13 protein-coding genes are annotated in these 13775 nt (G+C 67.5%); 9 read left to right on the forward strand and 4 right to left on the reverse strand.

What is annotated here, in order from left to right:
* Positions 1-181: 181 nt before the first annotated feature.
* From guaB to EAO27_RS04275, 3 genes are all read left to right on the forward strand, one after another.
* Positions 182-1639, forward strand: a complete 1458-nt coding sequence (guaB, locus tag EAO27_RS04265; RefSeq protein WP_242777436.1) for an IMP dehydrogenase — start codon at positions 182-184, stop codon at positions 1637-1639.
* A gap of 115 nt (positions 1640-1754) precedes the next feature.
* Positions 1755-2945 (forward strand): RsmB/NOP family class I SAM-dependent RNA methyltransferase, encoded by a 1191-nt coding sequence (locus EAO27_RS04270; protein WP_242777438.1) that lies wholly within the window; start codon positions 1755-1757, stop codon positions 2943-2945.
* 32 nt (positions 2946-2977) lie between these two features.
* Positions 2978-3493 carry a tetratricopeptide repeat protein gene (locus tag EAO27_RS04275; RefSeq protein ID WP_242777440.1) on the forward strand — a complete coding sequence of 172 codons (516 nt, stop codon included), beginning with the start codon at positions 2978-2980 and terminating at the stop codon, positions 3491-3493.
* Between the two features lie 40 nt (positions 3494-3533).
* On the opposite strand, the gene lptD is transcribed toward EAO27_RS04275, so the two are convergent.
* Complete coding sequence (gene lptD / locus EAO27_RS04280) at positions 3534-5834, reverse strand: LPS assembly protein LptD (protein ID WP_242777442.1); 2301 nt, start codon at positions 5832-5834, stop codon at positions 3534-3536.
* Positions 5835-5964: 130 nt separating this feature from the next.
* On the opposite strand from lptD, the gene EAO27_RS04285 reads away from it, so the two are divergent.
* The 4 genes from EAO27_RS04285 (at position 5965) to ndk (ending at position 9101) form a co-directional block, all read left to right on the forward strand.
* A complete protein-coding gene (locus tag EAO27_RS04285; RefSeq protein WP_242777445.1) occupies positions 5965-7407 on the forward strand; it encodes a leucyl aminopeptidase in 1443 nt (480 codons plus the stop codon).
* A 113-nt stretch (positions 7408-7520) separates the two neighbouring features.
* Positions 7521-7970: a DNA polymerase III subunit chi gene (locus EAO27_RS04290; RefSeq protein ID WP_242777447.1), complete on the forward strand. Its 450-nt coding sequence runs from the start codon at positions 7521-7523 to the stop codon at positions 7968-7970.
* 68 nt (positions 7971-8038) lie between these two features.
* The gene (locus EAO27_RS04295; RefSeq protein WP_242777449.1) at positions 8039-8578 is read left to right on the forward strand and encodes a hypothetical protein; all 540 of its coding nucleotides are present in this window, start codon (positions 8039-8041) and stop codon (positions 8576-8578) included.
* Positions 8579-8678: 100 nt separating this feature from the next.
* Complete coding sequence (ndk, locus tag EAO27_RS04300; protein ID WP_242777451.1) at positions 8679-9101, forward strand: nucleoside-diphosphate kinase; 423 nt, start codon at positions 8679-8681, stop codon at positions 9099-9101.
* A 55-nt stretch (positions 9102-9156) separates the two neighbouring features.
* On the opposite strand, the gene EAO27_RS04305 is transcribed toward ndk, so the two are convergent.
* The 3 genes from EAO27_RS04305 to purM form a co-directional block, all read right to left on the reverse strand.
* Positions 9157-9555, reverse strand: coding sequence for a hypothetical protein (locus EAO27_RS04305; RefSeq protein ID WP_242777453.1), 399 nt, complete (start codon positions 9553-9555; stop codon positions 9157-9159).
* Positions 9555-10502 carry a phosphoribosylglycinamide formyltransferase gene (gene purN / locus EAO27_RS04310; RefSeq protein WP_278190127.1) on the reverse strand — a complete coding sequence of 316 codons (948 nt, stop codon included), beginning with the start codon at positions 10500-10502 and terminating at the stop codon, positions 9555-9557. The genes EAO27_RS04305 and purN overlap by 1 nt, the downstream gene beginning before the upstream one ends.
* A gap of 141 nt (positions 10503-10643) precedes the next feature.
* Positions 10644-11750, reverse strand: a complete 1107-nt coding sequence (gene purM / locus EAO27_RS04315) for a phosphoribosylformylglycinamidine cyclo-ligase (RefSeq protein WP_242777455.1) — start codon at positions 11748-11750, stop codon at positions 10644-10646.
* Positions 11751-11836: 86 nt separating this feature from the next.
* On the opposite strand from purM, the gene EAO27_RS04320 reads away from it, so the two are divergent.
* On the forward strand, positions 11837-13108 hold the full coding sequence (locus EAO27_RS04320) for a heavy-metal-associated domain-containing protein (protein ID WP_242777457.1): 1272 nt from the start codon (positions 11837-11839) through the stop codon (positions 13106-13108).
* On the forward strand, positions 13108-13746 hold the full coding sequence (locus tag EAO27_RS04325; RefSeq protein WP_242777459.1) for a chromosomal replication initiator DnaA: 639 nt from the start codon (positions 13108-13110) through the stop codon (positions 13744-13746). Before EAO27_RS04320 ends, EAO27_RS04325 begins: the two co-directional genes overlap by 1 nt.
* Positions 13747-13775: the final 29 nt, after the last annotated feature.

Genomic DNA, 13775 nt, shown 5'->3' on the forward strand with positions numbered 1-13775 from the left:
CGCAAGTCCAGTTAGTAAGCTATGTTAGGAAGTCGGCCCGGCTTGCTGCACCGCGAAATATTCGTGCGTCCCCCACTGGCGCGCCGCCGCCCGACTGGTTACATGGGCCGCCACTAAACGACTCGCGCGTGCCGCCCCTCCGCCCCGGGCAGGCGCCGCCAAAAGCAGAAAGTGGCAGCTCATGGAAATCATCACCGGCCTGACCTTCGACGACGTGCTGCTGGTCCCCGGCCCGTCGGACATCCTCCCGTCGGACGCCAATCTGTCGACCCAGCTGACCAGCGAGATCAGCCTGAACATCCCGATCCTCTCCTCGGCGATGGACACGGTGACCGAGGCCGACATGGCGATCCTGATGGCGCAGATCGGCGGCATCGGCGTGCTCCACCGCAATCTGACGATCGAGGAGCAGGCGGCGGCGGTGCGCCAGGTGAAGCGCTTCGAAAGCGGGATGATCGTCAACCCGATCACCATCACCCCCGACGCGCCGCTGTCCTATGCGACCGCGCTGATGGCGCAGCACAAGATTTCGGGCATTCCGGTCGTCGAGCCGGGTGGCAAGCTGGTCGGCATCCTGACCAACCGCGACGTGCGCTTCGCCGACAATCCCGGCCAACCGGTGCGCGAACTGATGACCGCCGAGAATCTGGCGACCGTCCGCCCCGGGGTCGGGCAGGACGAGGCGCGCAAGCTGCTCCACCAGCGCCGCATCGAAAAGCTGCTCGTCGTCGACGATGATTATCGCTGCATCGGTCTGATCACCGTCAAGGACATGGAAAAGGCGGTCAACTATCCCGAGGCGACCAAGGACGCGGGCGGCCGGCTGCGCGTCGCGGCGGCGACGAACACCGGCGACAGCGGCATCGAACGCGCCGAGGCGCTGCTCGACGCCGAATGCGACCTGATCGTCGTCGACACCGCGCACGGCCACAGCAAGGGCGTCGGCGCGACGGTCGAGAAGATCAAGAAACTGTCGAACCGCGTCCAGGTTCTGGCGGGCAATGTCGCGACCGGCGACGCGACCCGGGCGCTGATCGATTGCGGCGCCGACGGCGTCAAGGTCGGCATCGGCCCCGGCTCGATCTGCACGACGCGCGTCGTCGCGGGCGTCGGCGTGCCGCAGCTCACCGCGATCCTCGACAGCGTCGAGGCGGCGTCGAAGCTGGGCGTTCCGGTGATCGCCGACGGCGGGCTGCGCACCTCGGGCGACATCGCCAAGGCCCTCGCCGCCGGTGCGTCGAGCGTGATGGTCGGTTCGCTCCTCGCGGGCACCGCCGAGGCGCCGGGCGAGACCTTCCTGTTCCAGGGCCGGACGTACAAGAGCTATCGCGGCATGGGCAGCGTCGGCGCGATGGCGCGCGGCTCGGCCGACCGCTATTTCCAGCAGGACATCAAGGACCAGATGAAGCTGGTGCCCGAGGGGATCGAAGGGCAGGTGCCGTTCAAGGGACCCGCGAAGGACGTGATCCACCAGCTCGTCGGCGGCGTGAAGGCGGCGATGGGCTATACCGGCAGCCGTACGCTGGGGGATCTGCGCGAGCGCGCCAAATTCGTGCGCATCACCAATGCAGGCCTGCGCGAAAGCCATGTCCACGACGTCGCGATCACCCGCGAGGCGCCGAATTACCCGGTGGGGTGATTGGGGCCGTCATTGCGAGCGTCGCGAAGCAATTTCCAGCTATCGCCCATTCGCAACGACAGCTGGAGATCGCTTCGTCGCTGCGCTCCTTGCAATGACGGGATAAGGGAAACCAATGACGCCCGCTGCGCGCATCCAGACCGCGATCGAGATTCTAGATGTCATCGCGCTTGCCGCGCGCGAGGGCGGGGCGCCGGCCGACGCGATCTTTGCCGAGGCGATGCGCGCGCGGCGCTATGCAGGGTCGAAGGACCGCCGTGCGATCCGCGGCCATGTCTATGACGCGATCCGCGCGGTGCGTTCGGCGCCGGTGTCGGGCCGGGCGGCGATGCTCGTCCTCGCCGATACCGATCCCGATCTTGCTGCGCTGTTCGATGGCGCGGCCTATGGTCCCGCGGCCATCGATGCCGGTGAGCCGCGCGCCGAGACGGGGCTCGCGCCGCCGGCGCTCGTCGAGCTGTTCGACCCGCTGGTCGGCGACGGCGAGGCGGAAGCGATGCTCGCCCGCGCATCGCTCGATCTGCGCGCGAACCGGCTGAAGGCCAGCCGCGACGAGATTGCGGCGCTGTTTCCCGAAGGCGAAGCGATCGTGGGCGCCGCGGACGGCTGGCGCCTGCCCCCCGAAACCGCCGCGGCGCAGCACCCCGCCTATGCCACGGGCGCCTTCGAGGTGCAGGACGCCGCGAGCCAATATGCGTCGGCGGCGCTCGATGCCGCGCCGGGGCAGACGATCGTCGATCTGTGCGCGGGCGGCGGCGGCAAGACGCTCGCCATCGCGTCGCTCACCGCGAACGACGCGGCGATCCTCGCTTGCGACACCAACCGCGCACGCCTCCAGCAGCTGGCCCCGCGCGCCGAACGCGCCGGCGCGACGCGCATCGAGACCCGGCTGCTCAACCCGGGGCAGGAGGCGGCGATGCTCGCCGACGCGATGGGCCGTGCGGACCGGGTTTTCGTCGATGCGCCCTGTTCGGGCAGCGGCACCTGGCGCCGCAGTCCCGAACTGCGCTGGCGGCTCACCCCCGCCCGGCTCGAACGCCACCTCGCCGATCAGGCGAAGCTGATCGACCTCGGCGCCGAACTGGTGGCGCCGGGCGGCAAACTCCTTTATGCTGTCTGCTCGATCATCGCACGCGAGGGGCGGGCACAGGTGGACGATTTTATCACCCGGCATCCGGGCTGGACCGCCGATTGCGGCTATCTTCCGGACGGCATCGGACGCGCCGCGGGCGCGGGATTCCTGCTCACGCCGGCGCACGACGGCTGCGACGGATTTTTCCTCGCACGGCTGACACGCCCATGTTAGCTTCGCCGGCAATCAAGCGATGGGAGAATGCGATGCGCATCAGTTTGCTGGCCCTCGGCGCGGGTCTTGTCCTTGCCAGCCTGCCCACGGCCTCCGATGCGCAGCGCGCCGACAACGACATTCTTCCGGTTTCGCTGGCGCTCCAGGAACAGGGCGTGAAGGCGCAGGCCGCGGGCGATCTCGACGGCGCGATCGACGCCTATGAAGCCGCACTCGCCGCCGATCCGCGCAACCGTTCGGCGATCGTTGCGCTGGCGCAGGTCGCCCGCGCGCAGGGACTGCCGGGCAAGGCGATCGGCCTCTATCGCGAGGCGCTGAACCTCGATCCCAACGACGTGGTGGCGCTGACCGGGCAGGGCGAGGCGCTCGCCGACAAGGGAGCGCTCGAACTGGCGCGCGAAAAGCTCGCCGAGGCCCAGCGCGCGTGCAAGGACAAATGCCCGCAGGTCGCCGCACTCGAAAAGGCGATCGCCGCGAACGCCGAGAAGAAGGTCGTCGCCGCCGAGGCGCTGATCCCCAAGACGGTGGTCACGACCAGCCAGAACTGAGCGCTCGCCCGGCGAAGGCCGGGGTGGGCGGACGCCGCGTTCAGAACCCCAGGTTGCGGAACGCGACCCGGAACGAGAAGCTGTTGCCGCGCTTCGCGTCGCCGGTGTCGATATAGTCGCGGCGCCATGTCAGAGCGATCGACAGGCATTCGTCGTCATAGGCGACGCCCAGCCGGTGGCGGATCGGTTCGAATCCGTCGGCCTGGCCCAGCGGGTCGTCGCGCTGGCCGGTGAGGTCGACGATCGCCGACCCGAAGACCGACCAGTTCTTTGCCACCGCGACGCGTCCGCCGACGCGGGCTTCCTCGCGGTCCTGCAGATCCTCGCCGAGCAGCAATATGTCGCGGTTGAGGCGCGAATAGCCGAGCACGGCATAGGTCGAGCGGCTGCCGATCGTCGCGTCGAATTCGTTGCGGCGAACCGCCAGATTGTCCTTGTCGAGCCGGAAGCGGTGCGTCAGGCGCAGGAAATCCTTGTACGCCACCGTGGTGCGGCCGACGATGTCCGAGGTGCGGTCGGTCAGCCCGGTGCCGTCGGGGAACAGGCTCGGCTTCTCCGACAGGCGATAGCTCTGGCCGACGATGCTGTTGATGTTGAATCCGGGGCGGCTGAAATTCCACTCGACGCCATAGGTGATGCGCGCACCGTCCTCGAACCGGTCGTAACCGTTGAAGCGGTTGATCGCGAACAAATTGCTGTCCTCGAGGTCGAAGGCGCGCGAATCCTCGTTCGGGATGTCGAGATTCTTGATCTTCGGCGTCGCGACGATCTGGACGCGCGGGGTCAGCGTCTGGGTCCCGCCCATGAATTCGCCGATGAAGGGCCAGCGCATGTCGACCGCCGCGGCGGCGATGCCGCGGCCCTCCCAGCCCGATTTGCCGCGATAGCCGGCGATGTCGGTGAGCAGATTCTGGTCGCTGTGATAGATATCGCCGCGCACCAGTGCGGTGAAGGTGACTTCCTGCCCCAGCGTCGTCAGGCGCCGGAGGTCCCAGCGCACCCCGGCAAAGGCGCGCTGCGTGTCCTGTCCCGCGGTGCGGCCGATCGCGAGCGTGTTGAGCTGGAGTTCGAACTGGCCGCCGAAGACCGGGTCGGTCAGCCGCTGGCGATAGTCGAGGATCGGGAGCGCGATCGGCTGCTGCCCCTGCTTGTCGCCCGCGCGCAGCGTCTGCGTCGCCCAGCCGGCGATGGACAGATAGCTCTGGCCGCCGATCCGCTCGACCTCGAAGGTCGAACGCAGCCGGTCGTCGCGGCTGATATCGTAACGGCGCAGGAAGGTGCGGTCGGTCGCGATGCGTCCCGAGTAGCTGGCGCTCCAGCGCGGGCTGAGCTGGAAGCGCCCGGCGCTTTCCAGATAGCCGCGGAAATCTTCGTCGCCGCGCACCTGCGGGCCGGTCAGCGGCACGACCGAACTATAGGTTGCATAGCCGTTGACGCGGAACGATCCGATGTCGGTCAGTGCGCGAAACTCGCCCTCGAGCATCGGCGCCGCGCCGGTATAGAGGTGCGGGGTCAGCGTCAGGTCGCGGTCGGGTTCGATGCGCAGATAATAGGGCACCGCGATCTCGAAGCCGTTGGTGCGGTCGAAGCGGACCTCGGGGACGAGCAGGCCGCTGCTCGACTGGTTGTTGAGGGGATGGCTCAATCCGGGGAGCGGAATCAGCGGAAGCCCGAAAATCTCGACCCGCGCGCCCTTGTAGCGGACCTTGTTCTTCGCCTTGTCGTACATGACGCGCACGGCGCGGATCTGCCAGCTCGGCTTCTTGGGGCAGCCGTCTGCGGTCTCGACGGGGCAGGGGGTGTAGGCGGCGTTCTCCAGCTCGATATTGCCATTCTCGAAGCGCGTGCCCTTGACCGCGGCGAGGCGCGACCCGTTCTCGAGCACCACCAGCATATTCTGGACGATGCCGTCGCGCAGCGAGTCGGTCAGGACGATGCGGTCGCCATAGGCGGTGTCGCCCTCGGGATTCGTGATCGCGACGTCGCCCTCGGCGACGACCTCGCCGGTCTTGCGGTTCCACGTCACCTTGTCGGCCCGCAACCGGATCGCTTCGCGATTCATCTGCACATTGCCGTCGGCGACCACGACATCGGCGTCGCTGTCGTAATTCAGGTTGTCGGCGGCAAAGCCCACCTGTTCGCTATTCGGGACCGCCGGGGCATCGGCAGGGGCGGCCGGCACGTCGGGGGTCTGGAGGTCGGGTTCGCCCTGCGGTGCGGGAACGACCGGCGGCTGGACATCATCCTGCGCCGTCGCCGGGACGGCGAGCAGCGCCGCGGCGCTGGCGGTCGCAAACCACAAGGGCCGGGCCGCGCGTCCCTGGAACAAAGTCCCCTTCATTTACCGCCTTTGTCCCATATATTGGTGCCTTCAGCCCGCTTGGACCGCCCGCTTTGTTTTTGCAACTCGCAAGCGAAACCCCTATCGGTCCGGCACGTTCCAATCAATCATCGCATAAGAGAGTCACAGGATGGACATTCAGTTTGTCGCGCAAGTCGACGCATCGGCCGACGTCGTCGCCTTTCCGGTCCGCAAGGGTGGCGCGGCGGCGCTCGGCGCGCTGCTCGGCGCCGCCGCGACGCAGGCGCGCTTCGACGGCGCGGCGGGTGCGGTCGCCGAAACCGCGGCGATCGACGGCGACAAGGCGAAGCGGCTGCTGCTCGTCGGCATCGGCGAGGGCAGCGTTCACGACCTCGAGCGCGGCGGCGCGGCGCTGACCGCGAAGCTCCAGACCAGCGGCGTCGCCACGGTCCATGTCGACTTCGCGAGCGCGGGCGAAAGCGATCCCGATGACGTGCTCGCTTTCGCGGCGGGCGCGCTCCTGCGCAACTGGCGCCTCGACACCTATCGCACCCGTCTCGCCGACACGGCGAAGCCCAGCCTGCGCAGCATCGTCATCGCGTCGCCGCACGGCACGCCGGCCGGCTGGGCCGAGGTGCAGGCGGTCGCCGACGGGGTCGCCTTCACCCAGACGCTCGTCGCCGAGCCGCCCAACATCCTGTACCCCGAAAGCTTCGTCGAACGCTGCCGCCACCTCGCCGATCTGGGCGTCGAGCTCGAAATCCTCGACGAACGCCAGATGCAGGCGCTCGGCATGGGCGCGCTGCTCGGTGTCGCGCAGGGCTCGACGCGCCCGCCGCGGTTGCTCGCCATGCGCTGGAACGGCGGCAAGGCGGGGGACAAGCCCGTCGCCTTCGTCGGCAAGGGCGTCACCTTCGACACCGGCGGCATCAGCCTCAAGCCCGGACCGGGCATGGACATGATGAAGTGGGACATGGGCGGCGCGGGCGCGGTCGCGGGCGCGATGAAGGCGATCGCGGGCCGCAAGGCGAAGGCGAATGTCGTCGGCGTCGTCGGCCTCGTCGAAAATATGCCCGACGGCAATGCGATGCGCCCCGGCGACATCGTTACCACCATGTCGGGCCAGACGGTCGAGGTGCTCAACACCGACGCCGAGGGCCGCCTAGTGCTGTGCGACGCGATCACCTGGACGCAGAAGGTGTACGAACCCGCGGTGATCGTCGATCTTGCGACGCTGACCGGCGCGATGGTGATCTCGCTCGGCCATGAATATGCGGGCATGTTCGCGAACGACGACGGCCTGGCGGCGCAGCTGCTCGAGGCGGGTGACGCGTCGAACAACAAGCTGTGGCGTTTCCCGCTGTCGGCCGCCTACGACAAGCTGATCGACAGCCCGATCGCCGACATGAAGAATATCGGCCCGCGCGAAGGCGGATCGATCACCGCCGCACAATTCCTGAAGCGCTATGTCGACGAGGGCGTGCGGTGGGCGCACCTCGACATCGCGGGCATGGCATGGGCCGACAAGGACGGCCCGGTCTATGCCAAGGGCGCGACGGGCTATGGCGTGCGCCTGCTCGACCGCTTCGTCGCGGCCAACTTCGAGGGCTGATGTCTTTCACCTCGCCATTGCGAGCGAAGCGAAGCAATCCGGAGCGGGGAGCCGCCTGCTCCGGATTGCCGCGTCGCCTTCGGCTCCTCGCAATGACGACGATTTTGTAGTCGATGCCCCGCGTCGACTTCTACCGGCTGACCCGCGACCCGGTCGAGCGCGTACTCCCCGCCATTGCGACGCGCATCCTGGGCAATGGCGACCGGCTGCTGGTCGTCGCCGGCCCCGCGATGCAGCGGCAGGCGATCGACGAGGCACTGTGGTCGCTCGTTCCCGCCAGCTTCCTGCCGCACGGCGCCGCGGGATCGCCCGACGAAGCGATCGAGCCGATCCTGCTGTCGGGCACGCTCGACGCCGCGCCGCCCAATGGTGCGCGCCTCGTCGCGCTTGCCGACGGCGAATGGCGCGAGGGCGCGCTCGGCTTCGACCGCGCCTTCCTCTTCTTCGACAACAGCCGCATCGACGAGGCCCGCGCGACCTGGCGCGCGCTCGCGGCGCGTACAGAGGTCGACAACCGCTTCTGGAAACAGGATGAGAATGGCCGCTGGTCCGAAGGGCCATAGGCTGTGACCCCGGTCACCCCCGTCGCGCGCGGGCCTGCTAGGAACGGCGCGAACAGCAACAGGAGCCGATGATGATCAAATCCCGTCTTTCCCTTCTCGCCGCCACCGCCGCAACCGCGCTGCTGCTCGCCGCCTGCGGATCGAAGTCGGAAAAGGAAGTCGCCAGCGGCACCTATACCGACCCCGAAACGGGCGAGACCGCCGACTACAAGGTCACGTCGAGCGGCGACGGCGAAGACGGCAATGTCAGCATCAAGACCGCCGATGGCGAGATGAACTTCGGCGGCGGCGGCGCGAATGCCAAGCTGCCGGCAGGCTTCACCCCCTATCCCGGCGCGAAGATGACCGGCGGCATGTCGGCGACGAACAAGGACGGCGAAAGCGGCATGGCGAGCTTCGAGGCCAAGGGGCAGGCCGCCGACGTCATCGCCCATTTCAGGAAGCAGGCCGAGGCGGCGGGGATGAAGGTGACGAGCGAGATCAAGGCCGGCGACACGATGATGCTGAGCGCCGAAAAGGGCGAGGGCGGCAAGCAGGGCGTCCAGGTCACCGCGACGCAGGAAGGCGGCACGGTGACCGGTGCGATCACCTATGGCACCGGCGGCTGACGCGCGGCGCGGCGCGGCGTTGCGCTCTCTCCTTGCGGTGCAGCAAAAGCGCCGCTAGAGGCGCGCGCATCACAAAACACACCCACGCAGGAGCTTTCCCATGGCGGTCACCCGCACCTTTTCGATCATCAAGCCCGACGCGACGCGTCGCAACATCACCGGCGCCGTCACCAAGATGCTGGAAGAAGCCGGTCTGCGCGTCGTCGCGTCGAAGCGTATCCACATGAGCCGTGAGCAGGCCGAAGGCTTTTACGCGGTCCACAAGGAACGCCCCTTCTTCGGTGAGCTCGTCGACTTCATGATCAGCGGCCCCGTCGTCGTCCAGGTTCTCGAAGGTGAGAATGCGATGCAGGCGAACCGCGACATCATGGGCGCGACCAACCCCAAGGACGCAGCGCCGGGCACGATCCGCAAGGAACTGGCCGAGAGCATCGAAGCCAACACGGTTCATGGTTCGGACAGCGACGAAAATGCCGCGATCGAGATCGCCTATTTCTTCAAGCCCGAAGAAATTGTCGGCTAAACGACACACGCCGCAAGGCATGAAAGAGGCCGCCGGAGCGATCCGGCGGCCTTTTCTATGGCGTCTCAGGTTTGCGGACTAAAAGTTGTGATCTGATCTCATCGGGTTGCGCGTTGAAGGCGCGCAAGCGGCGCCAAAGGTCGAGGTTAGGGAGCACAAGCGCTAATACGTGGACAGATGTCCCGACGATAAAGAACGGTATCAGAATTAAGAAGGAGGACCAGCTCTGATGAAGAAAAATGTAGATCGCCATTCCGATGGTCAGTGCCCATACAATGGCGCGCATAAAGCCATAAATCGTTCCGAACAGATTTTCTTTCTTCCATGGAATATTTTCATCGACCGGTAGCATCCAGTCAATGTTTGGCACGGAGAAATAATATTGCCCGTCGATACAAACGAACTGATCGCGGAATTGCTGGGCTATAGTGTCGTGAACTGAAATAGCGACCATCAAAACTCCTCCGCAACCCCCATCAGCCCCGCCAGCTTCTTCGGCGCCACCGCGAGCCAGCTCTTGCGCAGCCATTCGCCGATCGCGTCCCAGTCGGTATCGCCGAGGTCGAGCCTTATGCCGACCCAGCCGTCGCCGAAATAGGCGGGGCGATAATAGCGTTCCGCGTCCATCTCGATCAACGCCGCCTGTTCGTCGGCGCCACTGATCTTGACCAGCAGCGCGATCTTGCCGTCGCCGTGATGATCCTCGGTGAAATAGGCGAATTTCTTGCCCTTCGCGATGCCGAAGCACGGCATGCCGTGCGAGGTCACCTCGTCGGCCTCGGGCAGCGCCATCGCGAGCTCGCGCACCCGGTCGCGCAGCCAGTCGGGCGAGCGTTCGCGCATCACGAAAGCGGCGAGCGTCGCGGGGTAAAGCTGATGTTCGGCGAACTGCACGCGCCGGGCGAGGCTTTCGGCATCGTCGCCCGGGGCGATCGCCACCGGGGTCTGCGCGAGCACAGGCCCGTCGTCGAGCGCGGGGGTGACGACATGGACGCTGCATCCGCCATGCGAGTCGCCGGCGCCGATCGCCTGCGCGTGCGTGTTCAGCCCCTTGTATCGGGGCAGCAGGCTGGGGTGGATGTTGAGCATCCGGCCCGCCCAGCGCGCGACGAAATCGTCGCTGAGGATGCGCATATAACCCGCCAGCGCGACGAACTCGGCGCCCGCTGCGCGCAATTGTTCGTCGACCAGCGCGTCGAAGGCGTCGCGGTCCAGCCCCTTGTGCGAATGCGCCCAGGTCGCGATGCCCTCGGCCTTCGCGATGGCGAGCCCCGCCGCGCCCGGAACATTGCTTGCGACCAGCACCAGTTCATAGGGGCAGTCGGCGGCTTTCGCGGCATAGAGCAGCGCCGCCATATTGGTTCCGGCGCCCGAGATCAGGACGGCGACTTTGGCCTTCACGCCAATCCTCCCTGCGCGAAGCGTGGGGAGGGGGACCGCGCCCAAAGGGCGTGGTGGAGGGGCGGAAACGTTGCGCGCATTGCTCCTCCGTCAGCCCCTGCGGGGCTGCCACCTCCCCATTGCTGTGCAACAGGGAGGATTTCATGCATTGTGCGTGGCACTCCACGCGCCCATCGCGCTCCACGTCTCGGCACCGCCGGTGACGGTGCAGCCCTTTGGTCCCTCGGCGATATGGCCGATGCGATGGACGGTCTCGCCCGCTTCGGTCAGCGCCGCGGTAACGCTGTCGACATCGGCTTCGGCGACGACGACCGCCATGCCGATCCCGCAGTTGAAGGTACGCGCCATTTCCTCGGGCTCGATATTGCCCTGCGCCTGCAGGAACGCCATCAGTCGCGGCTGGTCCCAGGCGTCGGCGTCGATATGCGCGTGCAGCGTCACGGGCAGGATGCGCGGGATATTCTCGAGCAGCCCGCCGCCGGTGATGTGGGCGAGCGCGTGCACCTTGCCGGTCTTCACCAGCGGGAGAAGGCTTTTCACATAGATGCGCGTCGGCGCCATCAGCGCGTCGATCAGGCGGATATTCTGGTCGAACAGGGCGGGGCGGTCGAGTTTCCACCCCTTGTCGGCAGCGAGCCGCCGGACGAGCGAAAAGCCGTTCGAATGCACCCCCGACGAGGCGAGGCCGAGGATGACGTCGCCCGCCGCGACCTTGTCGGCGGTGAGTACCTGATCGCGCTCGACCGCACCGACGCAGAAGCCCGCAAGGTCATAGTCGCCTTCGCTGTACATGCCCGGCATTTCGGCGGTCTCGCCGCCGATCAGCGCGCAGCCGGCCTGCTTGCACCCCTCGGCGATGCTCGCGACCACGGCGGTCGCGACGTCGTTGTCGAGCTTTCCGGTCGCATAATAGTCGAGGAAAAACAGCGGCTCTGCGCCCTGGACGATCAGATCGTTCACGCACATCGCGACAAGGTCGATCCCGACCCCGTCATGCTGCCCCGAATCGATCGCGAGCTTGAGCTTGGTGCCGACGCCGTCGTTGGCGGCGACGAGCAGCGGGTCGTTGAACCCGGCCGCCTTCAGGTCGAAGAAGCCGCCGAATCCGCCGAGGTCGGCGTCGGCGCCGGGGCGGCGCGTCGCACGGGCGAGCGGAGCAATGGCACGGACCAGCGCATTGCCGGCGTCGATCGAGACACCGGCCTGCGCATAAGTATAGGCGGCGGGTTGGTTGTGCTTGGAATCCATGGCACGCGCGACTAACGGTTTCAGCCGACAAATGCCATGATTTCCTTGCCCGCGCCCCCCGGTTCGGGGCAAAGCACAGAGACGAGATGACTTCCGCCGCTTTCCCCCGCTCGCTTTCGCGTTTCGACCCGGCCGGCCTGCTGCGCCGCGACTGGCGGATCGCCGCGCTTCTCGGTGTGATCGCCCTCGCGCTCGTCGTCGGCGTGGTGCAGGGCCAGATCGCGCGCGGCGACCGCGGCATCACGCCGATCAACAGCAGCGGCGACTTCCTGACCGGCGGCATCCAGGTCGACGTGACCGGCGACAATGCCGACGATGCGCGCGAAAAGGGCTGGCGCGAGGCACAGCGCAAGGCGTGGGCGCAGCTCTATCGCAAGACCAACGGCAGCGATGGCCCGGCGCTCGGCGATTCGGTGCTCGACGGCATCGTCACCGCGATCGTCGTCGAAAGGGAACAGATCGGGCCGCGCCGCTATGTCGCGACGTTGGGCGTCCAGTTCGACCGCGTCCGCGCGGGCCAGATCCTGGGGGTCAGCGGCCGCACGCTGCGCTCGCCGCCCTTGCTCGTCATCCCCGTCTATTCGATCGACGGCCTGCCGCAGGTGTTCGAACATCGCAGCGCGTGGCAACGCGCCTGGGCCGAATACAACACCGGACAGAGCGCGATCGACTATGTCCGCACCGCGGGCACGGGCGTCGACACGCTGTTGCTCAATGCGGGGCAGACCGGTCGCCGCGGCCGCGTCTGGTGGCGCGTGATCCTCGACCAATATGGCGCTGCCGACGTGCTGACGCCGATCGCGCGCGTCGAATATAGCTATCCGGGCGGGCCGGTCACCGGCCATTTCACCGCGCGCTTCGGACCCGACAACAAGCTGATTTCCAGCTTCACCATGACCGGGCCGAGCCCGCGCGCGCTGCCCGACATGATGGAAAAGGCGGTCGCGCGGATGGACGAAATCTACACGCAGGCGCTCGCCGCCGGCGTGCTGCGCACCGACACCTATCTGGTGCTCGAAAAACCCGTGGCGGTCGAGGAACTGCCCGAGGCACCGGCCGACGGCGACGCGCTGCCCGCCGAAACCGACAGCAGCACGGCGGCGACGACGCCCTCGGCGGGCGCGCAGAGCTTCACCGTCCAGTATAATTCGCCCGACGTCGAATCGGTATCGTCGACCGAACGCGCGGTCGCGGGGGTATCGGGTGTCCAGTCGGCGTCGACCTCCAGCCTCGCGCTCGGCGGCACGTCGGTGATGCGCGTGACCTTCCGCGGCGACGGCGCCGCGCTCAAGGCGGCGCTCGAGGCGCGCGGCTTCAAGGTTCAGGGAAGCGGCAACACGTTCAGGATCAGCCGCTGATGGCACGCGCCTCGGGACAGATCGCGCTCCCGCTCGACTGGAGCGCGGGGGGCAGCAACGACGGTCCGCTGATCGTCGGCACCAGCAATGCCGATGCCGTGCGCTATCTGCGCCACGTCTCGACCTGGCCGGTGCGCACCGCGGTGCTCACCGGTCCGCGCGGATCGGGGCGCAGCCTGATGGGCCGGCTCTTCGTGCGCGAGACCGGCGGGCGCGTGATCGACGGCCCGGCGAGCGTGTCCGAAGAGGCGATGTTCCATGCCTGGAACGCCGCGCAGGCGAGCGGCGCGCCGCTGCTGATCATCGCCGATGCGCCGCCGGCCGACTGGGGAATCGGGCTTCCCGATCTGGCCTCGCGGCTGCGCGCGGTGCCGGTGCTCGCGATCGGCGAGCCCGACGACTGCCTTGCGCGCGACCTGATCGAGGCGCTGTTCGCGCAGCGCGGCATGGCGCTCGCGCCCGAGGTCGCCGCCTATATCGTGCCGCGCATGGAGCGCAGCTACGCGATGCTCCACCGCGTCGTCGCCGCGCTCGACGCCGCGTCGCTCGAACGCGGGCGCGGCATCGGAATCCGTCTTACGCGTGAAACATTACTGTCACAGGGGCTGATCGATCCCGATCTCCTGGAGCGCGACTGAACGCTCCGCAACGACAGGACGAAGAAAGA

The organism is Sphingopyxis sp. YF1 (assembly GCF_022701295.1).
Taxonomy (GTDB): domain Bacteria; phylum Pseudomonadota; class Alphaproteobacteria; order Sphingomonadales; family Sphingomonadaceae; genus Sphingopyxis.

What these genes read in the sequence shown, in the direction of transcription:
- lptD (WP_242777442.1), bottom strand. Translation starts at nt 5,834, where the DNA reads ATGAAGGGGACTTTGTTCCAGGGACGCGCGGCCCGGCCCTTGTGGTTT.
- EAO27_RS04305 (WP_242777453.1), bottom strand. Translation starts at nt 9,555, where the DNA reads ATGGTCGCTATTTCAGTTCACGACACTATAGCCCAGCAATTCCGCGAT.
- EAO27_RS04295 (WP_242777449.1), top strand. Translation starts at nt 8,039, where the DNA reads ATGATGATCAAATCCCGTCTTTCCCTTCTCGCCGCCACCGCCGCAACC.
- ndk (WP_242777451.1), top strand. Translation starts at nt 8,679, where the DNA reads ATGGCGGTCACCCGCACCTTTTCGATCATCAAGCCCGACGCGACGCGT.
- EAO27_RS04270 (WP_242777438.1), top strand. Translation starts at nt 1,755, where the DNA reads ATGACGCCCGCTGCGCGCATCCAGACCGCGATCGAGATTCTAGATGTC.
- EAO27_RS04325 (WP_242777459.1), top strand. Translation starts at nt 13,108, where the DNA reads ATGGCACGCGCCTCGGGACAGATCGCGCTCCCGCTCGACTGGAGCGCG.
- EAO27_RS04320 (WP_242777457.1), top strand. Translation starts at nt 11,837, where the DNA reads ATGACTTCCGCCGCTTTCCCCCGCTCGCTTTCGCGTTTCGACCCGGCC.
- EAO27_RS04275 (WP_242777440.1), top strand. Translation starts at nt 2,978, where the DNA reads ATGCGCATCAGTTTGCTGGCCCTCGGCGCGGGTCTTGTCCTTGCCAGC.
- EAO27_RS04290 (WP_242777447.1), top strand. Translation starts at nt 7,521, where the DNA reads ATGCCCCGCGTCGACTTCTACCGGCTGACCCGCGACCCGGTCGAGCGC.
- purM (WP_242777455.1), bottom strand. Translation starts at nt 11,750, where the DNA reads ATGGATTCCAAGCACAACCAACCCGCCGCCTATACTTATGCGCAGGCC.
- guaB (WP_242777436.1), top strand. Translation starts at nt 182, where the DNA reads ATGGAAATCATCACCGGCCTGACCTTCGACGACGTGCTGCTGGTCCCC.
- EAO27_RS04285 (WP_242777445.1), top strand. Translation starts at nt 5,965, where the DNA reads ATGGACATTCAGTTTGTCGCGCAAGTCGACGCATCGGCCGACGTCGTC.